This window comes from Amycolatopsis sp. NPDC049688 (assembly GCF_040674975.1).
Lineage (GTDB): Bacteria > Actinomycetota > Actinomycetes > Mycobacteriales > Pseudonocardiaceae > Amycolatopsis.
Window position 1 is genome coordinate 91,150 of sequence record NZ_JBFANY010000008.1, and the last position, 19,926, is coordinate 111,075.

Genomic DNA, 19,926 nt, shown 5'->3' on the forward strand with positions numbered 1-19,926 from the left:
TCAACGGCCGCCAGGCTGTGTCAAGGCGGGAAAGCGTGCCTTGACACAGCCTGGCGGCCGCTGATGCGGCTGCGTATCGGGTCGGCAGGGGGGTGTGGCCGGTTCGGGTTCGGGTGGGTGGGTGGCTGGGACGGGCCGGCCGTGTCGTCTGCCTGGCCTTGCCGCTGGCGGGCCGTGCTGGTGCACGGCCCGCCAGCGGGCGTACGTCAGGCCTGGGCGTCGAAGTCCCGGGCCGCCAACGCGCGCACGATGCCCGCGCGGCCCTCCGACACCAGACGGCGCAGGGCCTGGGGGTGCTCGCCCGACAGCCACTCGTCCGAGGCCGTTACCGTCTCCGGGGCCACCGCCCATGATGGGTACAGGCCGATCGCTATCGGCTGGGCCCGCTCGCTCGAGCGGCGCTGCCACACCTCGTCGATCACCTCGAAGTACTTCGGCACGTACGCGCCCAGGAGCGCCTTCTGGCCCGGGTGGGAGAAGCCCGAGATCAGCGAGTCGCTCACCGCGTTCGGGAGGTCGTCGTCGTACACCGCGCGCTCCCAGGCGTCGGCCTTGGCCTCGGCCGTCGGGCGCAGGGCGCGGGCGCGCTCTGCCTGGCGGCGGCCCGTGGCCGTGTTGTCGCGTTCCAGCTCTGCGTCGATCTCCGGGGCGGCCGCCTTGCCGTGGGCCACCAGCGCGTGCAGCAGGCGCCAGCGCAGGTCGGTGTCCACCGTCAGGCCCGGGAGCGGGGCCGAACCGTCGAGCCAGCCGGACAGCACCGACAGCGTGTCGGCGTCCAGGACCGACCCCGCCAGGCTGTTCACGAACGCCAGCTGGTGGTCCGAGCCCGGCTCGGCCGTCCGGACCAGCTCCAGCAGGCGCGCGGTGAACGCCGGCCAGCCGGTGGCCGCCGCCCACTCCTGCTCGGCGTAGGAGTTGAGCGCCGTCTGGGCCTGCAGCAGCAGCCGCTGGACCACGCCGACCTCGCTCTCCGTGTGGATGCCGCGCTGCACCAGCGTCACGAAGTCGCGGGCCTTCAACTCTGCCTCGCGGGTCATCTCCCACGCCGCCGACCAGCACAGCGTGCGCGGGAGGGGCTCGGTGATGTCGGCGATGCGGTCGATCAGCGTGGTCAGGGACGCCGGGTCGAGGCGCATCGTGCAGTACGTCAGGTCGTCGTCGTTGACCAGCACGAGTTTGCCCGCGGGCTGCCCGACCAGGTCCGGGACCTCGGTGCGCTCGCCGTCGACGTCGAGCTCGACGCGGTGCTTCCGGACGATCTTGCCGCCGTCCTCGTCGTAGACACCGACCGCGACGCGGTGGGTGCGCAGCTCACCGGCGCCCGGCTTCGCGCCGGACTGCACGACGGCGAACGACGTGAAGTTGCCGTCCGCGCCGACCTCGTAGCGCGGGCTGAGCGAGTTCAGCCCGGTGGTCTCCAGCCACTGCGCGCTCCACCACGACAGGTCGCGGCCGGACGCCTCCTCCAGCGCGCCCAGCAGGTCCGCCAGGGTCGCGTTGCCCCAGGCGTGCTTGCCGAAGTACACCTTCAGGCCGTCGAGGAAGTGGTCCAGCCCGACGTAGGCGACGAGCTGCTTGAGGACGCTCGCGCCCTTGGCGTAGGTGATGCCGTCGAAGTTCACCTCGACCGCGTGCAGGTCCACGATGTCGGCCGCGATCGGGTGCGTCGACGGCAGCTGGTCCTGGCGGTAGGCCCACGACTTCTCGATGTTCGCGAAGCTGGTCCACGCGTTCTTGTACTCGGTCGCCTCGGCCTGGGCCAGCACGCTCGCGAACGTCGCGAACGACTCGTTCAGCCACAGGTCGTCCCACCAGCGCATGGTGACCAGGTCGCCGAACCACATGTGCGCCATCTCGTGCAGCAGCGTCTCGGCGCGCCGCTCGTAGGCGTAGCGGGTGACGCGGCTGCGGAAGACGTAGTCCTCCAGGAACGTCACCGCGCCGGCGTTCTCCATCGCGCCCGCGTTGAACTCCGGCACGAACAGCTGGTCGTACTTGGAGAACGGGTAGGGCGTGCCGAACTTCTCGTGGTAGAAGGCGAAGCCCTGCTTGGTCTCGGTGAACAGCCGGTCGGCGTCCATGTGCTCGGCCAGCGACGCGCGGCAGTAGACGCCGAGCGGGATGGTCTTGTGGTCGTCGGTGTACTCGTCGCGCCACTCGGCGAACGGGCCGGCGACCAGCGCGACCAGGTAGGTGGAGATCCGCTCGGACTCCTTGAACACGGTGCGGACGGCGCCTTCCGGCGTCTCCTCGGCGGACTCCACGATGGCGTTGGAGACGACCTTCCAGTCCTTCGGCGCGATCACCGTGAGCCGGTAGACCGACTTGAGGTCGGGCTGGTCGAAGCAGGCGAACATGCGCTTGGCGTCGGCCGTCTCGAACTGCGTGTACAGGTACACGCCGTCGTCGACCGGGTCGACGAACCGGTGCACGCCTTCGCCGGTGTTCATGTACCGGCAGTCGGCGGTCACGGTGAGCTCGTTCGACTCGGCGAGCCCGGCGAGCGCGATGCCCTTGTCCTCGACGTAGGCGCTGACGTCCACGTCCGCGCCGTTCAAGGTGGCCGAGTGCACGCGGTCGGCGATGATGTCGACCCACGTGGATTCGCCGGCCCGGGCGCTGGAGAACCGGACGGTCGTCGTCGACGCGAAGGTCTTCTCCCCGGGACCGCCGTGGCCGTCGGTGAGGTCGAGCTCGATGTCGTATCCGGTGACGTCGAGCAGATCCGCGCGCAGCTTGGCTTGGTCACGGGTCAGGTTGGGGGCGGGCACAGGCACCTCTGGTCGTTGGTATCGGTTTTCAACTCCTCGCATCCAATCATGGGGACGGGGTGCCCGGCGATAAGGGAACAAGGCCGCGTCCGGAGGTGTTGGCCCGCTACGTGGGGGTCCGCCCACATCGCGACGTGCCTGGAGGAGTGCCCAGATGACCGCTGCCGAGCAGCCCACGAAGGTCGATTTCTACTTCGACCCGATCTGCCCGTTCGCGTGGATCACCTCCCGCTGGATCCTGGAGGTGGAGAAGCACCGCAACCTCGACCTGCACTTCCGGATCATGAGCCTGTCGGTGCTCAACGAGGGCCGTGACGAGCTGCCCGAGCAGTACAAGGAGCTGCTGTCGAAGGGCTGGGGCCCGGTCCGCGTGGCCGTCGCGCTGTCGCAGCTCAAGGGCGAAGAGGTGCTGCGCGACTACTACACCGAGTTCGGCACCCGCTACCACAACCAGGGCAACAAGGACCGCGACGCCGTCATCAAGGAAGCCCTGGCGGCCATCGGCGCGCCGGCCGAGCTGTTCGACGCCGCGGACTCGACCGAATACGACGAGGCCCTCAAGAAGAGCCACCACGAGGGCATGGACCCGGTCGGCATGGACGTCGGCACCCCGACGATCCACATCGACGGCGTGGCGTTCTTCGGCCCGGTCCTGACCTCGATCCCGCGTGGCGAAGACGCCCTGAAGGTGTTCGACGGCGCGGTGGCGCTGGCGAGCTACCCGGACTTCTTCGAGCTCAAGCGCACCCGGTCGGGCGAGCTGAACTTCGACTAGGGAGTGCCCAGGGCGGCCAGGGTGACGTCGCTGGGGTAGCGGGACGCGGCGACGGCGGCCACCTCGGTCGTCTCGCCGCGGCCCACGCCCGCCTTGAGCGAGATCAGCTCGTGCAGGCCGTCCCGGTGGTGGCGCAGGAAGGCCGCGTCGACCGGGTCACCGTGGCCGGGCACGACGACGCGCGGCTCCAGCGCGAGGATCGCGTCGAACGCGTCCGGCCAGGCGGTCAGGTCGGTTTCGGAGCTGAACGAGAACGCGCTGAACCCCGCCTCGGCGTTCTCGACGACGTCGCCGGCGAAGACGACCGCCGCGTCCGGGACGTGCACCACCACGTCGTGGCCGGTGTGCGCCGGGCCGGGGTGCAGCAGGACCGCGGTCCGGCCGCCGAGGTCCACCTCGACGCGGCCGGTGAACGTGTGGTCCGGAGCGGTGATGGTCGTGCGGGAGATCGCGTCCGCGATGTCCGGCTTGCCCTCCTTGCGGTAGTAGGCCTCCCAGGAGGCGCGGCGGGCGTCGGGATCGGCGGTGAGCTCGGCGGCGCAGCCCTCGTGCGCCCAGACCTCGCACGGCAGGAACGCCTCGGTGCCCCAGGCGTGGTCGAAGTGCGCGTGCGTGTAGACGACGGCCCAGGGCAGCGGCGTGATCTCGCGGACCGCCGCGGCCAGCTCGGCGCCCTGCTCGAGGTCGCCGCGGGTGTCGACGACCAGGCAGCGCTCGGTGCCCACGACCAGGCCGACGGTCAGGTCCAGCTCCGCGTAACGGCGGGCGTGGACACCGTCGGCGACCTCGATCCAGCGGCCGGTCATGCCAGTACTCCTCCGGTCAGGACGGGAGCGGCGTCGCTCACGTCGGATTGGGCGGCCAATGCGACGTCGCCGCCGTGGCCGGCTTCGATCAGTTCGCGCCCCGAGACGCAGCTTGCCAGGGCCGTGACGTCGACGGACCGCGCCGCGAGCGCGGCTTCGGCGGACAGCGAAAGCCCGTGCCCGGCCAGGGCGGCGGCGATCGCCCCGGCGCCCATCTGGTCCTCCACGCACGGCCGCAGCGGGCCGGACGTTTCGCTCTGGCCGAAAATGTTCACGCCCCAGCGTTCCCCGGCCGCGATCAGGCCGATCGGGCCTCCGAATTCGCGTGCCTTCGCGGCGACGGCAGAAGCGTTGCGCAGGCAGCCCGCGAGCACGTGCGCGCCGGTCGCCGCGGCGGCGTCGCACAGGGTCGCGCCGTTGGGCGAGGGGAGCGCGAGCAGCGTCCCCGGAGGGATTTCCGTCACAGAAGAGGGCCGCAGGGTCCATCCGCCCTCGCCCGCGATGACCGCCCCGGCCGCCCGCGCGCGGGCGACCCCGCGCTCGTCGCGCCACCGGACCGGCAGCATGCGGCCGCCGCGGGTGACCACGAGGTCCGTGGTCGTGCCGAAGGACAGCACGTCCACCACCACCAGCACCGCGCACTCCCGGCCCAGCGCCGCGACGCCCTCGGCGCCCCACTCGAGGCGCACGTCGCTGCCGGTCTGCTGCCAGATCCCCACCCCCGGAGCATGCCCGATATCGGCCCTGGTGGCAGACTCGCAGCCGTGCGTGTCTACTTGGGATCCGACCATGCCGGTTTCGAGCTGAAGAACCACCTGGTGGCTCACCTGGAGAAGCAGGGCCACGAGGTCACCGACATCGGTCCGCACGTCTACGACGCGGCCGACGACTACCCGGCGTTCTGCGTCGAGACGGCGCTTCGCGTGGTGGCCGACGAGGGCAGCCGCGGCATCGTCGTCGGCGGTTCGGGCAACGGCGAGCAGATCGCCGCCAACAAGGTCCCCGGCGCCCGCGCCGGCCTGGCCTGGAGCGTCGAGACCGCGAAGCTGTGCCGGGAGCACAACCACGCCCAGCTGATCGGCGTCGGCGCCCGGATGCACACCGCCGAGGAAGCCGTCGAGATCGTCGAGGCGTTCCTGGCGACCGAGGTCTCGCCGGAGGAGCGGCACGCCCGCCGCGTCCAGCAGCTGCTCGACTACGAGCGCACCGGGACCCCGCCGGCGATGCCGGAGGCCTGATGCCCGAGGGGCACACGCTCCACCGGCTCGCGCGGCTGCACAAACGCCGGTACGCCGGCGCCCCGGTCGCCGTGGCCAGCCCGCAGGGCCGGTTCGCCGCCGAAGCGTCCCGTTTGGACGGTCAGGTGTTCGTCGGCGCCGAAGCGCACGGCAAGCACCTCTTCCACGACTACGGGCCGCACGGCGTCGTGCACATCCACCTGGGCCTCTACGGCACCTTCGGCGAAGCCCCGCTGCCCGCGCCCGAGCCGGTCGGCCAGGTCCGGCTGCGGCTGGCCGGCCGGACACATTGGACGGACCTGCGCGGGCCCACGCGCTGCGAGCTGCTGGCCCCGGAGCAGGCCGACGCGATCAAGGCCCGCCTCGGCCCCGATCCGCTGCGCCGCGACGCGAAACCGGAGCTGGCGTGGGCGCGCATTTCGCGGTCCAGGACGTCGATCGCGGCGCTGCTGATGGACCAGGCGGTGCTCGCGGGCGTCGGGAACGTCTACCGCGCCGAGGTGCTGTTCCGCCACGGCGTCGCGCCGATGACGCCGGGCCGGTCCCTCGATCGTGCGCTGTGGGACGACATCTGGGCCGACCTGGTGACCCTGATGCGCGACGGCGTCCGCGTCGGCCGCATCGACACCGTCCGCCCGGAGCACCTGCCGGAGGCGATGGGCCGCGCGGCCCGGGTGGACCGCCACGGCGGGGAGGTCTACGTCTACCGCCGCGCCGGCGAACCGTGCCTGGTGTGCGGGACGCCGGTGGCGCACTCGGAACTGGTGGGCCGCAACCTCTACTGGTGCCCCCGCTGCCAGCCCGCCTGAACCGCTCGTGAGTGGGAAACAGGGTTAGAACACTGTTTCCCACTCACGAGGGGGGTCAGAAGTCGAAGCCGCCGCCGTCGAAGCCACCACCGTCGAAGCCGCCGCCGTCGAAACCGCCGCCGCCCCAGTCGCCGCCGCCGTCTCCGCCCCAGTCGCCCCCGCCCCCGCCGTCGCCGCCGCCGCCGCCGTCGCCGCCGCCGTCGAAGTCGCCGGCGCCGTCGCCGCCCATGTCGCCGGACTCGAGCGCGTCCTGCTGGCCCGCGTCGTAGCCGGACTCCCAGGCCGAGGCGCTCGCGATGCCGCTCATCCCGGAGAACATCGCGCTGAACAGGAACATCGACCCGAGACCCCAGGCGCCGGCGACGAGCGCGGGCTTCCACCACGGCTCGCTGTACCAGCCCTGCGGCACCGGACGGCCCGCGACGCGGCCGCCGGGGTAGTAGTACGGCGTGTCCTGGCCCGCCTCGGGCGAAGCGGCGTAGTGCTGGCCCTCGACGTCGACGTCACGGCGCTCGGTCACCTTGCCGGCGCGCTCGCGCTCGGCCTCCTCCGGCAGCTGCGGGCCGGGGTCCATGCCCATCGCGGTGCGCGCGGCGCGGACGTAGTAGAGGCCCTCGATCGCGGTCTCCTTGACCAGCCGGGCCTGCTCGATCGTGCGGGCCTGCTCCAGCTGCGATCCGGCCGCGTTGTAGCGCTCGCTCGCGTCGGCCATCGCCTGCTGTGACGCGGTGTCCGTGCCGTTGATGTTGAGGACCTGGCCGCCGAGCCGCTCGACCAGGCGCCGGGCGTCGGCCTTGGCGTCGTCGAGCTCCCGCTGCCGGGCCGCGGCGCGCTGCCGCGAGAAATAGAGGCCGCCACCGACGATCACGACGACGAGCACGATCAGGAAGATCGCGGTGCCCATGGACCACTCCTGGAAGTTCGGGGCTCGGTGACAGGTGGTCACCTTCTGATTCGGACAACGCGGACGCTACGCGGTGGGTTCCCGCTGCGTGACCGGGCCCACCGCGGGACCTGGCCGAGCAAACTAGAACACGTTATAGTTCGACGCATGAAGTTCACCCTGTCGATCGCGATGAACCCCCTCGATCAGCTGGGCGAGCTCGCCCGGGCCGCCGAAGAGGCCGGCTTCGCCTCCATTGCCCTGCCCGACTCGCTCTTCTACGCCGAAACGGTGGACACCGACTACCCGTACACCCCCGACGGCAGCCGGTTCTGGACCGCGGAGACGCCCTGGGTGGACCCGCTCGTCGCGGCCGCGTCGATGGGGGCGGTGACGAGCCGGATCCGCTTCTACACGTCGGTGCTGAAACTCGGCTCGCGCAACCCGGTGCTGCTGGCGCGCCAGGTCGGCTCGGCGGCCGTGCTCACCGGCGGCCGGTTCGGCCTCGGGCTCGGCGTCGGCTGGCTGCCCCAGGAGTTCGAGTACTGCGGCGTGCCGTTCGAGCGGCGCGGCAAGCGCGTCGACGAAGCCATCGACGTGCTGCGGCTGATCCTCGGCGGCGGGATGGTCGAGTACCACGGCGAGTTCTACGACTTCGACAAGATCCAGATGAGCCCGGCGCCGCCGAGCCGGGTGCCGTTCTACATCGGCGGCCACACCGAAGTCGCGCTCAAGCGCGCCGCCCGGGTCGCCGACGGCTGGTCGTCGGCGATGATGAAGCTCGAGGAGCTGCGCGACACGATCGCCCGGATCAAGGAGCTGCTGGCCGAACAGGGCCGCGCCGGCGACCCGTTCGAGTACCAGGCGGTCTGCATCGACGCCTTCGGCCTGGACGGCTACCGCGCCCAGGCGGAGGTGGGCGTCACCGACGTCATCACCATGCCGTGGGTGTTCGACGGCGTCGGGTTCGACGCGCCCGTCGAGCCGAAGCTCGAAGCGATCCGCAAGTTCGGAGCCGAGATCATCGCGAAATTCGAGGAGTGACTGCCGTGGGCGTGCAGGTCAGCTGGGACACCGAGCAGGAGCAGCCGGCGGCGCGGCGCGCGGCGTTCGCGTCGATGACGGCGGTGACGGCGGGCGACAAGGAGGGCTGGCTGGCCCTGTTCGCCCCGGACGCGGTGGTCGAGGACCCGGTCGGGCCGTCGTTCTTCGACGCCGAGGGGAAGGGCCACCACGGCCGCGACGGCATCGGCGCCTTCTGGGACAAGACGATCGCCAACGTCGAGCGCTTCGAGTTCACGATCCGTGACTCCCACGCCGGTGGTGACGAGGTGGCCAACGTCGGCACGATCACCACGTTCCTGCCCGGCGGCTACCGCGTCGACACCGACGGGGTGTTCGTCTACCGCGTCGGCGACGACGGCCTGATCCGGTCGGTGCGGGCGTTCTGGGAGACCGAGCGCGCGATGGCGACGGCACGCCAGGTCTGATCCCTGCCCCTGCGAAGGCCACCCCGGAACCCCGGGGTGGCCTTTTTCGTGGCCGTGATCGACACATACCGCAACCGCCCTGTTGCGGAAAGAGGGCATTCTGGCGATTGTTTGCTCAACCGTGCTACTTTTTGCTCATGCAAGCAAAAACGTTCACCGAGAACGCCCGGCGGGCGCAGATCGTCCGCGCGGCGATCGAAACCATCGGTGAACTGGGGTATGCGAAGGCTTCGTTCGGGCAGATCGCGAAACGCGCCGGGCTGAGCAGCACCGGCATGATCTCCTACCACTTCGACGGCAAGGCCGACCTGATCGCCGAAGTCGTCCGGGACGTGCTGGCCACGAGCCTCGCCTACATGCGGGAGCGGATCGACGCGGTGGAGGGGCCGGCGGCGGAGCTGCGGGCCTACATCGAGTCGAACCTGGCGTTCGTCGCCGAGCACCCGGTCGAACTCACCGCGCTGCTCGACTGCCTGCGCCACGGCGGTGGCGGCGCCACCACCGCGGGCAACGACGACTGGTACCACGGCGCTGTCGACGTCCTGGAATCCTGCCTGCGCGAGGGACAGCGCACCGGCGCCTTCGGCCGGTTCGACCCGCGCGTCATGGCGATCACCGTCCGCCAGGCCATCGACGGCATCCACACCGAACTGATCCGGCGTCCCGAGACGGACGTCGACGCCTACGCGGCCGAGCTCGTCGCCATCGTCGAACGGGCCACCGCGCACGACTGAACTGGGGAACCATGGCCACCTCGACCACGTCCGACCGCGTGCTGCGGCCGATCACCTTCCTGCTCTACCTCAACCTGCTGATCAGCGTCGCCTTCGCGGTGCTGACCTTCCTGCGCAAGGACGGCATCCTCGACTACCAGGTGCTGCACTGGGAGTCGACCGGCCAGGCGAACCCGGCCGACCGGGCGGGCACGCGCGCCTCGCTGGAGAGCGTCCTGTGGATCCGCCCGGTGTCCGTGCTGGTCATCGCGATCGTCTACGTCCGGCTGGCGGGACGGCTCAAGCTCGGCCGCCGCCGCACCTACGTCCGGCTCATGATCATCACCGTCCTCGGGCTGGCCGGCCTGGTGTACCTGGTCGTCGCCGCCGAGTTCCCGGACTGGATGCGGGCCGGGCAGGCCGGGCAGGCCGTGGTGCTGCTCGTGCTGTTCCTGCTGCTGTGCACGAAGCGCGTCCGCGGGTACTTCTCGAAGCAGGGCCGGGTACCCGCAAAAGTGTGATTTTCGTTCACATTGTGTTTCCCGCGTCTTATTCGGCGGAACGCGGAAAAATTGTCGTCGATTCGGAACGTGCCGGGGGTTCCGGGAAGTAAGCGTTACACACGGCAGGACGTCGGCGCCGCGCTCACTCGAATGCCCGAACGCGGCCGCGGTGCCTTCCACTGTGAGTGGAGTGGCGCCTCCGCGCGGCTTTTGGTGCGCCCGAGGTTTCCTGACGGTTAATGCTGGTCAGTGGCCTGCGTGACCGGTGTGACGTTGACCAGCGGAATGTCCCGACGAACCGACAAAACGGACATCGGGGGTCCGGGTGAACCCCCGTCGTGGCTCGTTGCGGCACGTAGGGGCAGGTGGTAGCTTCTGATCGTTATCTCCTCGCGGCGAACCGGGCGATCAGGGCAGTAATCGTCCAAGTGGGAACCGCGGGGATCTGGGGTCTGGGGAAAGGTTGTCCGATGCACGTTTACCGCGGTCCTTCATAAGGGGCCCGAAAAACACTTCGACGCCGGCTCGCAGGAGCCGGCGGGACTTTGTCATCACCGGGCACTCGTTGGGGAGCGGTCTGCCGGGCTGATCGACCGTGAAGCATTGCGTGCGGCGGCATTTGCCCGCGCACGCGGCTGTGCTGGTGATTCACGGGAAAAACCGCGTTGGGCCCGTCTGGGGTGGCCGCAACGCGCGGCGTGGATCAGACGAATCCAACACGCAACGAATTCCTGGGGGAAGTTCCCGTCATGCTCATCGAACGTGATTTCGAAACGGCGACACTGAGTCAGATGCTCGCCGACACCCACTCCGGGGCCGGTGGTGTCGGCCTGGTCCTCGGCCCGGTCGCCAGCGGCAAGACCGCGCTGCTGGAGGCGTTCGGCCGGCAGGCCGCCGGCACCGGCGCGGTCGTGCTCTCGGCGTCCGGCGCCCGGTCGGAAACGGCCGTCGGCCTGGGTGTCGTGTCGCAGCTGGTGCACACACCGGGGGTCCGGGCGGACATCGCGGAGCAGGTTTCGGCGTACGTGGAGGACGCCGAGGCCGACGCGACGCTGCTGGACAGCCGGTTCCTGCACCGCCTCTCCAGCGCGGTGATCGGCTGGTCGGCCGAGAGCCCGCTGGTCATCTGCGTCGACGACGCCCACCACGCCGATCCCGCGTCGCTGCAGTTCCTGCAGCACATGGCCCGGCGCATCCGGCCGGCCCGGGTGCTCGTGCTGCTGGCCGAGCGGGCCGACCCGGGTGAGCGGCGCCCGGTGCGCCACGTCGACCTCATGCGCCGGCCGCACTGCCGCCAGCTGCGGCTGGCGCCGTTGTCCCGCAACGGCGTAGGTGTGCTGCTGGCCGGCAAGCTCGACGAGGGCAAGGCCCGCGCCCTCGCCGCGGAGTGCTTCGCGGTCAGCGGCGGCAACCCGCTGCTGGCGACCGCCCTGGTGCACGACACGCGGGCGGCCGGGACCGGTGAGGTCGTCGCCGGATCCGCCTACCGGCACGCCGTGCTGAGCTGCCTGCACTCCTGCGAACCGCGGGCGCTCGAGCTCGCCCGGGCGCTCGCCGTCCTCGGCGACGACGAGCAGGCGCAGATTTCCCTGGCCGGCGGCATGGTTTCGTTCGCACCGGCCACGACCGAACCGGTGCGCCGGGCGCTGGAGTCGGCGGGGGTCCTCGCCGGGCACCGGTTCCGGCACGCCGAGGCCCGGGTCGCGGTGCTGGAGGAGCTCGACCCCGCCGTCCGGTCGGCCCTGCACGGCCAGGCCGCCCGCCTGCTGTTCGACCAGGGCGCCCGGCCGACCGCCATCGCCGCCCACGTGGTGGCGGGCAACGTCGACGAGCCGTGGACCGAGCACCTGCTGTCCGAGGCGTCGGAGGCGGCCCTGCTCGAGGACGACGTCGAGCTGGCCCGCGCCTGCATCGCGCTGGCCAGCCGCTGCTGCACCGACGACCGCGACCGGGCGATCGCCAAGGCGTCGCTGGCCGACATCGAATGGCGGACCACGCCGGCGAAGGCGATGCGCCGGCTGCCGGAACTGGTGCACGCGACGCGCGCCGGGCACCTGCCCGGCATCCGGGTCGTCGGCATCTTCGAGTTCCTGCTCTGGTTCGGCCGGGTCGACGAGGCCGTGGAGATCGCGAACGCGTTCGGTGACCTGGTCGACTGCCGGGACCGCCGCACCCGCGGCGAGCTGCTGACGCTGTCGTCGTGGCTGGCCAGCTCGGTGCCGGGGATGCGGCACCTGGTGGAGCCGATGCTCGCCTCGATCACCGACGGCACGCCGTCGCCGCAGTTCGGGCTCGCGGTGAACTCGCAGCTGAAGGCGATCGACGCGCTGACCAGCGCGGTCCGCGAGGGGCCGTCCGAGGCCGCCGTGCTCGACGCCGAGCAGGTGCTGGAGGGCACCCGGATGACCGACATCACCCTGCGGCACCTGGTGTTCGCGGCGACGGTGCTGATCTACGCCGAGCGGCTCGACAAGGCGGCCACCTGGTCCGACCACCTGATGGCGCAGGCCGCCGGCCGTCCGGCTCCGACGTGGCAGGCGTCGCTGGCGGAGCTGCGCGCGGAGGTGGCCCTGCGGCAGGGCGACCTGCCGCTCGCCGCCCGCAACGCGAAGATCGCGCTGACGAAGATGACGCCGGAGGCGTGGGGCATCGGCGTCGGCGCGCCGCTGGCCACCCTGCTGGCCGCGCTGACCGAGATGGGCCGGTTCGACGAGGCGGCGGAGCTGCTCAACCAGCCGGTGCCCGACGCGCTCGGCGAAACCCGGTTCGGCCTGCACTACCTGCACGCCCGCGGGCACTACTACCTCGCGACGGGCCGGCTGCCGACGGCGCTGAACGACTTCCTCGCCTGCGGGGAGCAGATGGCCCGCTGGGACCTGGACCAGCCGTCCCTGGTGCCGTGGCGCTCCAGCGCCGCGGAGGTCTACCTGAAGCTGGGTGACCGCGAGAAGGCGCGGGCACTGGCCGAAGCGCAGGCGGCGAAACTGGGCCCGGACTGCGGCGACCGCACCCGGGGCATCACGCTGCGGACGCTGGCGCTCGTGGCCGACCCGGCGCGGCGGCCGAAGCTGATGCAGGAGGCGGTGGACGTGCTCGAGAAGTCCGGCGCCAAGCTGGAGCTGGCCCGGACGCTCGCCGAGCTGAGCCGGTCGGGCGGGGACGCCGCGACGGTCCGCACGGCCGATCGGGACGCCCGGGCGCTGGCCAAGGAATGCGGCGCCGAACTGCTGCGGAAGACGTTCCTCGACGGCGGCGGCGAAGACGTGGTGGTCGCCATCCGCGGCGCGGTCGCCCCCGCCGACGTCAAGCTGCTGACCGACGCCGAGCAGCGCGTCGGCTGGCTCGCCGCGCGGGGCCACACCAACCGCGAGATCGCCAGCCAGCTGTACATCACCGTCAGCACGGTGGAACAGCACCTGACGCGCGTCTACCGCAAGCTGAGCGTCAGCCGGCGCCGCGACCTGGCGTCGGAGCCGCAGCTGCGGGTGCCGGAGCAGCAGGAGCGCCTGCCGGGCGTGCCCCGGCCGCCGGTGGCGGTCAACCACCGGGCGCCGGCACCGCCGGTGCGCCGTCCACTGAGGCCGGTGCCGCCGGTGCGCTGACGGCTTTTCGAGGAGCCGGGACCTCGCACGGAGGTCCCGGCTCCTTTTCGCTTGCGGGACCCCTATGGGCGCGCCCCTAGGTTTCGCCGCGGGGCCACTGACTTGCCGCCGGATTCATTGACAAAGAAACGGCGTCACGCGAGCGTGGACGTCGTTGCCGGGTACCGGATTCGGCGCGGATTCGCGGCGGCGAGGTGCACCGGAGCTGCTCGCACGGCGGCCGGACGACGCCACGGCGGGGGCTGTACTCGTTACGTGGCAAGGGAAGGCGACTTCATGGCGAAGCGTGCGTTGATCACCGGTATCACCGGGCAGGACGGCTCCTACCTGGCCGAGCACCTGCTGGCCGAGGGCTACCAGGTGTGGGGCCTGGTCCGCGGCCAGGCGAACCCGCGCAAGTCGCGGATCAGCAGGCTGGTCTCCGAACTCCATTTCGTGGAGGGCGACCTGATGGACCAGGTCAGCCTCGTGTCCGCGGTGGACTTCGTGCAGCCGGACGAGGTGTACAACCTGGCGGCCATCTCGTTCGTGCCGATGTCGTGGCAGCAGCCCGAACTCACCACCGAGGTGAACGGCATGGGCGTGCTGCGGGTGCTCGAAGCGGTCCGGATGGTGTGCGGCCTGGACAAGTCCCGGCCGACCGGCGGCGGGATCCGGTTCTACCAGGCGTCGTCGTCGGAGATGTACGGCAAGGTCGCCGAGACCCCGCAGAACGAGCAGACCATCTTCCACCCGCGCAGCCCCTACGGGGTCGCGAAGACCTACGGGCACTTCATCACCAAGAACTACCGCGAATCCTTCGGCATGTTCGGGGTGTCGGGGATCCTGTTCAACCACGAGTCGCCGCGCCGCGGCGCCGAATTCGTCACCCGCAAGATCACCATGGCGGTGGCGGAGATCAAGCTGGGCCTGCGCGACAAGCTCTACCTGGGCAACCTGGACGCGGTGCGCGACTGGGGCTTCGCCGGCGACTACGTCCGCGCGATGCACCTGATGCTGCAACAGGACACGGCGACGGACTACGTGGTCGGCACCGGCCGGATGCACTCGGTCCGCGACGCCGTCCAGATCGCCTTCGACGCGGTGGACCTGAACTGGCGGGACCACGTCGTCATCGACCCGGCCCTGGTGCGGCCCGCGGAGGTCGAAACCCTCTGCGCCAACCCGGAAAAGGCCCGGGCCGAGCTCGGCTGGAAGCAGTCGGTCGACTTCGAGGAGCTCATGCGGATGATGGTCGAGGCCGACCTGCGGAAGGCGTCGAACGAGCACAAGTACAGTGAGCTGATGCTCGCCGGGAGCTGGTGACGGCCGTGGAGCCCATCCTCTTCGCGTCGATCGCCGACGCCGGCATGATCAACCCGCTGCTGGTCATCGCCGGGGAACTCGCCCGCCGCGGCGTGCCCGACCTGTACTTCGCGTCCACTGAGGACCGTCGGGCCGACGTCGAGGCGATCTCCGCGGGCAACCCGGTCCGGTTCGTTTCGTTCGGGGAACGGCTCGAACGCCCGCCGGGCGAGTGGGACCCGGACCTCTACGCCGCGGCGACGCAGCCCGCGAAGCCGGGCAGCCGCACCGCGCGGCCGCAGAACGTCATCGCCTACCTCAGCGGCGTCACCGACGCCAGCATCATGGTGACGATGTACGAGCGCGCCCTGGCCGTGGTCGACGAGGTCAAGCCCGCCCTGATGGTCATCGACTCCTCCAGCGTCTACCCCACGGACGCGGCGATCGCCCGGGAGATCCCGTACGTCTACAGCGTGCCGATCTCGGTGAGCGAGATCTTCGCCGAGCGGCTCCCGCTGAGCTACCCGAGCCCGAACACCGGGCTGCCGCGGGACCTTTCGGGACGGCAGAAGCTGGCGAACCTGTGGTTCCGGCTGCGCTTGCTGTACGGCATGCTGACGAAGGTGCCGGCGGTGCAGTTCACCAAGGCCCGCAAGGAAGCCGGGATCCTGAACGCCACGGCGGGCCAGTCCGGCTACGCCGACCGCGCTCAGGCGATCCTGGGCTATTCGGTGTTCGGCATGGAGTACCCGTTCGACGCGGCGCCGTCGCACCTGCGGATGGTGGGCCCGGTCGTGCCGCCGCTGCCGGAAGCGGTGGAGCCGGACCCGGCGCTGTCGGCCTGGCTCGACGAGCACGAGTCGGTGGTGTACCTGGCGTTCGGCACTCACATGCGGCTGACGGCCCCGCAGGTGGCGGCGATCGCGGAGGCGGCACGCCGGATCGGGCCCGAGCACCACCTGCTGTGGAAGCTGCCGAAGGCGCAGCGTGCGTTGCTGCCGGCGGACCTGCCGCCGAACGTGCGCCTGGAGAACTGGGTCCCGTCCCAGTTCGACGTCCTGGCCCACCCGCACGTGCGCGCGTACTACCACCACGGTGGCGGCAACAGTGCGTACGAAGGGATCTACTTCGGCAAGCCGGGCCTGGTCCAGCCGTTCTGGATGGACTGCCACGACCACGCGGCGCGCGTCCTCGACAGCGGCTGCGGGCTCGTGCTGTCGCCCGAGGAGACGGTGTCCGCGGACGCGATCGTGGCGAAGCTGCGCCGCGTGCTGGAGGACAAGGAGTTCACCGCGCACGCGGAGGAGTGGGCGGACCGGTTCCGCTCGGCGGGCGGCGCTTCGGCGGCGGCCGACACCGTCCTGGCCGCGCTCTGAAAGGAAACGGCATGTCCGTCAAGTACCCGGTGTCCCAGCCGTACCTGAACGGCGACGAACTGGCCAACGTCACCGACGCGGTGACGAGCGGCTGGATCTCTTCGCAGGGACCGTACGTGGCCCGGTTCGAGGAGGCGTTCGCGGCGTACAACGGAGTCGCGCACGGGGTGGCGTGTTCGTCCGGCACGACGGCACTGACGCTGGCGTTGCGGGCACTGGGCATCGGCCCGGGCGACGAGGTGATCGTCCCGGAGTTCACCATGATCGCCTCGGCGTGGGCGGTGACGTACACGGGCGCGACCCCGGTGTTCGTCGACTGCGGCGACGACCTGAACCTCGACGTGTCGCTGATCGAGGCGAAGATCACCCCGCGCACGAAGGCGATCATGCCGGTGCACGTCTACGGCCGCCAGTGCGACATGGACGCGATCATGGAGCTGGCGTACGAGTACAACCTGCGCGTGGTCGAGGATTCGGCGGAGGCGCACGGGGTGCGCCCGGTGGGGGACATCGCGTGCTTTTCGCTGTTCGCCAACAAGATCATCGCGTCGGGTGAGGGCGGGATCTGCCTGACGGCGGACCCGCGCCTGGCGGCGCAGATGCAGCACCTGCGGGGGATGGCGTTCAACCGCGATCACACGTTCCTGCACAAGAAGCTCGGCTACAACTTCCGCATGACGAACCTGCAGGCCGCGGTGGCGACGGCGCAGGTGGCCCAGCTGGACTCGATCCTGGCGTTGCGCGCGGAGATCGAAGCCCGATACGACGCCGGGTTGCGTGACGTTCGCGGGGTGACGCTGATGCCCCGGCGCGATGTGCTGTGGATGTACGACCTGCTGTGCGACCGGCGGGACGAACTGCGGGCTTTCCTTGCCGCCGAGGGGATCGAGACCCGGGTGTTCTTCAAGCCGATGAGCCGCCAGCCGATGTACCTGGATCCGGTCTGGCCGTCGTTGCGGGCCAACCGGTTCGCCGAAGAGGGGTTGTACCTGCCCACGTACACGTCACTGGGCGAGGACGACCAGGAGTACATCGTTTCGCGGGTGCGCAAGTTCTACAGCTGACCCCGCGTCCGCACCCCGGCCGGCACCACGGCCGGGGTGCGCCGGTTCAGCCCTGCCGGACCTTGCTGCTCAGGTACGTCAGCACCGCCAGCACCCGGCGGTTGTCGTCCTCGTGCTGGGCCAGGTCCAGCTTCGTGAAGATGCTCGCGGTGTGCTTGCCCACCGCGGCCTCGCTGATCGTCAGCCGCTGCGCGATCGCCGCGTTCGACCGGCCCTCCGCCATCAGCTCCAGCACCTGGCGCTCCCGGGGCGTCAACGCGTCCAGGGGGTCCCGGCGCGACCGGCTGGCCAGCAGCTTCGTGATCACCTCGGGGTCCATCGCCGTTCCTCCCGCCGCCACCATGCGGAGCGCGTCGACGAACTGGTCCGCGTTGAGCACCCGGTCCTTCAGCAGGTAGCCGATCGCTCCGGCGCCGTCCGCCAGCAACTCACGCGCGTACGTCTGCTCCACGTGCTGGGACAGCACCAGCACCGGCAACCCCGGACGCCGGCGGCGGGCCTCCAGGGCCGCCTTGATGCCCTCGTCGCTGAACGTCGGCGGGAGGCGGACGTCGACCACCGCGATGTCCGGGGCCTCGTCGTCGATCGCCTTCAGCAGCTCCGTGGCGTTGCCCACCGCGCTCACCACCGTGAACCCGTGCGCCTCGAGGAGCCTCGTCATGCCGTCTCGAAGCAGGTAGAGATCCTCCGCGAGGACAACGCGCACGAACCGCTCCTGGGGTTCCGGGCCGGGCGGGGCCGGGCTGGGTGTCCCAACCGTACCGTCCCCGCCGGAGGCCGTCAGTCCAGCGCGCGCTTCAGGAACCCCGCGATGCCGAACGCGCCGAAGATCGCCGTGGCCGCCACCATCACCAGCAGGGAGATCCACAGCGGGATCGACGGCACCTGGTCCGGCATCACCAGCCGCCGCAGCGCCTCCGACACGTAGGTCAGCGGGTTGGCCGCGCAGATCACCTGGAACCAGCGCAAACCGGACAGGCTCAGCCACGGGAACTGACCCGAGCCGGTGAAGATCAGGGGAACCAGCAGGATGGTGAACACCAGGTTGATGTGGCGGGGCGGGACGATGGTGCCCAGCACCATGCCCACCGCCGCGCCCGCCAGCGAGCCCAGCGCCACGACGCCCGCCACGCCCGGCAGCGCCGCCGGGCTCCAGTGGACGCCGTCGAGGATCAGCAGGCCGATCGGGATCATCACCAGGCCCGCGATGATGCCGCGGATCGCGCCGAACAGCATCTTCTCCACCGCCACCAGGCGGATCGACAGCGGGGCCAGCAGGCGGTCCTCGATCTCCCGCGTCACCGAGAAGTCCAGCACCAGCGGCAGCGCGGTGTTCTGCAGCGCGCCGGTGAACGCGTTCATCGCCACCATGCCGGGCAGCAGGATCTGCGCGTACCCCGCGCCCGCGTAGCCGATCTGCGACAGCACCTTGCCGAAGATGAACAACAGGAACAGCGGCTGGATCAGCATCTGGGCCAGGAACGGCAGCAGCTCGCGGCCGGTGACGAAGAAGTCGCGGCCGAGCACCGCGAAGAACGCGCGAGCCTGGCCGGGCTGTGATTGTGGCTGCGGCGGGGCGGCAGTGGCGGCGGTCATCGGAGGTCCCGTCCGGTGATGGAGATGAACACGTCTTCGAGGGTGGGCTTGCCGAACGAGATGCCGGTGACCTCGCACCGCTCGCGGCCCAGCACGGCCAGGACACCCGGCAGCAGCGACGCCGGTTCGGCTTCGGTGTAGAGGCGGAACTGGACGGCCTTCTCGTCCGCGGCGGCCCGGCCGGCCGCGGCGAGCCGCTCGACCCGCTCGACCGTCGGCACCTGCTCCAGTTCCTTGGCGACACCTTCGGCCGGCGAATCCGCCAGGCCCACCCCTACGGTCAGGGTCGTGTTGCCGGGCAGGGACCGGGTCAGCGCGTCCGTGGTGTCCAGCGCCAGCAACTTCCCGCGGTCGACGATGCCGACCCGGTCGCACAGCTTGGCCGCCTCCTCCATGTCGTGCGTGGTGACCACGACCGTGACGCCCTCCGCGGTCAGCTCGGCGACGCGCTCGTGCACGAACAGCCGCGACTGCGGGTCCAGCCCGGTCGCCGGCTCGTCGAGGAACATCACCTTCGGCCGGTGCATCAGCGCGCGGGCGATCATCACGCGCTGGGCCTGGCCGCCGGACATTTCGTCGACGCGGGCCTTCGCACGCGGGCCGAGGCCCATCCACTCGATCAGCTCGTCGGCCCGGCGGTGCCGCTGCGCCCGCGCCATGCCGTGGTAGGCGGCGTGGAACAGCAGGTTCTGCCGCACGGTCAGCGACTGGTCGAGGTTGTTGCGCTGCGGCACGACGGCCAGCGCCTGCCGGGCCGCCGTCGCGTGCTTGACGACGTCGATGCCGGCCACCTCGGCCCGGCCGGACGTCGGCAGCGCGCGGGTGGTCAGCATGCTGACCGTCGTCGTCTTGCCCGCGCCGTTGGGGCCCAGCAGGCCGAACACCTCGCCGGTGGCGATGGTGAAACCGAGGCCGTCGACCGCAGGCCGTTCTGCTTTCGGGTACCTCTTGACGAGGTCCCGTACCACCACAGCGTCCTGCACGCTGGTCCTCCAGGAGATCGAAGGGGGAAGAAG

General features: G+C 70.9%; 18 protein-coding genes. 11 read left to right on the forward strand and 7 right to left on the reverse strand.

Annotation, left to right across the window (positions count from 1 at the left end):
- Positions 1-206 precede the first annotated feature (206 nt).
- Positions 207-2,771, reverse strand: a complete 2,565-nt coding sequence (pepN, locus tag AB0J55_RS25705; protein WP_364253825.1) for an aminopeptidase N — start codon at positions 2,769-2,771, stop codon at positions 207-209.
- A gap of 154 nt (positions 2,772-2,925) precedes the next feature.
- On the opposite strand from pepN, the gene AB0J55_RS25710 reads away from it, so the two are divergent.
- On the forward strand, positions 2,926-3,546 hold the full coding sequence (locus AB0J55_RS25710; RefSeq protein ID WP_364253316.1) for a DsbA family protein: 621 nt from the start codon (positions 2,926-2,928) through the stop codon (positions 3,544-3,546).
- Here AB0J55_RS25710 and AB0J55_RS25715 read toward each other — a convergent pair.
- Together AB0J55_RS25715 and AB0J55_RS25720 are read right to left on the reverse strand one after the other, a co-directional pair.
- The gene (locus tag AB0J55_RS25715; protein WP_364253319.1) at positions 3,543-4,352 is read right to left on the reverse strand and encodes an MBL fold metallo-hydrolase; all 810 of its coding nucleotides are present in this window, start codon (positions 4,350-4,352) and stop codon (positions 3,543-3,545) included. The two genes, AB0J55_RS25710 and AB0J55_RS25715, sit on opposite strands and share 4 nt — an antisense overlap.
- A complete protein-coding gene (locus AB0J55_RS25720; protein ID WP_364253322.1) occupies positions 4,349-5,071 on the reverse strand; it encodes a 2-phosphosulfolactate phosphatase in 723 nt (240 codons plus the stop codon). The genes AB0J55_RS25715 and AB0J55_RS25720 overlap by 4 nt, the downstream gene beginning before the upstream one ends.
- Positions 5,072-5,116: 45 nt before the next feature.
- Here AB0J55_RS25720 and AB0J55_RS25725 point away from each other — a divergent pair, with 45 nt between their 5' ends.
- Together AB0J55_RS25725 and AB0J55_RS25730 are read left to right on the forward strand one after the other, a co-directional pair.
- On the forward strand, positions 5,117-5,590 hold the full coding sequence (locus AB0J55_RS25725; protein WP_364253325.1) for a ribose-5-phosphate isomerase: 474 nt from the start codon (positions 5,117-5,119) through the stop codon (positions 5,588-5,590).
- Positions 5,590-6,399, forward strand: a complete 810-nt coding sequence (locus tag AB0J55_RS25730; protein WP_364253328.1) for a DNA-formamidopyrimidine glycosylase family protein — start codon at positions 5,590-5,592, stop codon at positions 6,397-6,399. Before AB0J55_RS25725 ends, AB0J55_RS25730 begins: the two co-directional genes overlap by 1 nt.
- Before the next feature lie 55 nt (positions 6,400-6,454).
- On the opposite strand, the gene AB0J55_RS25735 is transcribed toward AB0J55_RS25730, so the two are convergent.
- Positions 6,455-7,303: a hypothetical protein gene (locus tag AB0J55_RS25735; protein ID WP_364253331.1), complete on the reverse strand. Its 849-nt coding sequence runs from the start codon at positions 7,301-7,303 to the stop codon at positions 6,455-6,457.
- 147 nt (positions 7,304-7,450) lie between these two features.
- Here AB0J55_RS25735 and AB0J55_RS25740 point away from each other — a divergent pair, with 147 nt between their 5' ends.
- The 8 genes from AB0J55_RS25740 (at position 7,451) to AB0J55_RS25775 (ending at position 17,314) form a co-directional block, all read left to right on the forward strand.
- A complete protein-coding gene (locus AB0J55_RS25740) occupies positions 7,451-8,326 on the forward strand; it encodes a TIGR03619 family F420-dependent LLM class oxidoreductase (RefSeq protein WP_364253334.1) in 876 nt (291 codons plus the stop codon).
- 5 nt (positions 8,327-8,331) lie between these two features.
- Positions 8,332-8,772 carry a nuclear transport factor 2 family protein gene (locus AB0J55_RS25745; protein WP_364253336.1) on the forward strand — a complete coding sequence of 147 codons (441 nt, stop codon included), beginning with the start codon at positions 8,332-8,334 and terminating at the stop codon, positions 8,770-8,772.
- 137 nt (positions 8,773-8,909) lie between these two features.
- Positions 8,910-9,506, forward strand: a complete 597-nt coding sequence (locus AB0J55_RS25750) for a TetR/AcrR family transcriptional regulator (protein ID WP_364253339.1) — start codon at positions 8,910-8,912, stop codon at positions 9,504-9,506.
- Positions 9,507-9,517: 11 nt separating this feature from the next.
- Positions 9,518-10,006 (forward strand): hypothetical protein, encoded by a 489-nt coding sequence (locus tag AB0J55_RS25755; protein WP_364253342.1) that lies wholly within the window; start codon positions 9,518-9,520, stop codon positions 10,004-10,006.
- Positions 10,007-10,737: 731 nt separating this feature from the next.
- Complete coding sequence (locus AB0J55_RS25760; RefSeq protein ID WP_364253345.1) at positions 10,738-13,590, forward strand: AAA family ATPase; 2,853 nt, start codon at positions 10,738-10,740, stop codon at positions 13,588-13,590.
- 276 nt (positions 13,591-13,866) lie between these two features.
- Entirely contained in the window at positions 13,867-14,895 is a 1,029-nt protein-coding gene (locus AB0J55_RS25765; protein WP_364253348.1) for a GDP-mannose 4,6-dehydratase, read from the forward strand.
- A 5-nt stretch (positions 14,896-14,900) separates the two neighbouring features.
- The gene (locus tag AB0J55_RS25770) at positions 14,901-16,250 is read left to right on the forward strand and encodes a glycosyltransferase (RefSeq protein ID WP_364253351.1); all 1,350 of its coding nucleotides are present in this window, start codon (positions 14,901-14,903) and stop codon (positions 16,248-16,250) included.
- An 11-nt stretch (positions 16,251-16,261) separates the two neighbouring features.
- Positions 16,262-17,314, forward strand: a complete 1,053-nt coding sequence (locus tag AB0J55_RS25775) for a DegT/DnrJ/EryC1/StrS family aminotransferase (protein WP_364253354.1) — start codon at positions 16,262-16,264, stop codon at positions 17,312-17,314.
- 46 nt (positions 17,315-17,360) lie between these two features.
- Here AB0J55_RS25775 and AB0J55_RS25780 read toward each other — a convergent pair whose 3' ends face one another.
- From AB0J55_RS25780 to AB0J55_RS25790, 3 genes are all read right to left on the reverse strand, one after another.
- A complete protein-coding gene (locus tag AB0J55_RS25780; protein ID WP_364253357.1) occupies positions 17,361-18,020 on the reverse strand; it encodes a response regulator transcription factor in 660 nt (219 codons plus the stop codon).
- A gap of 74 nt (positions 18,021-18,094) precedes the next feature.
- Complete coding sequence (locus AB0J55_RS25785; RefSeq protein ID WP_364253360.1) at positions 18,095-18,910, reverse strand: ABC transporter permease; 816 nt, start codon at positions 18,908-18,910, stop codon at positions 18,095-18,097.
- Positions 18,907-19,893, reverse strand: coding sequence for an ABC transporter ATP-binding protein (locus tag AB0J55_RS25790; RefSeq protein ID WP_364253363.1), 987 nt, complete (start codon positions 19,891-19,893; stop codon positions 18,907-18,909). The genes AB0J55_RS25785 and AB0J55_RS25790 overlap by 4 nt, the downstream gene beginning before the upstream one ends.
- Positions 19,894-19,926: the final 33 nt, after the last annotated feature.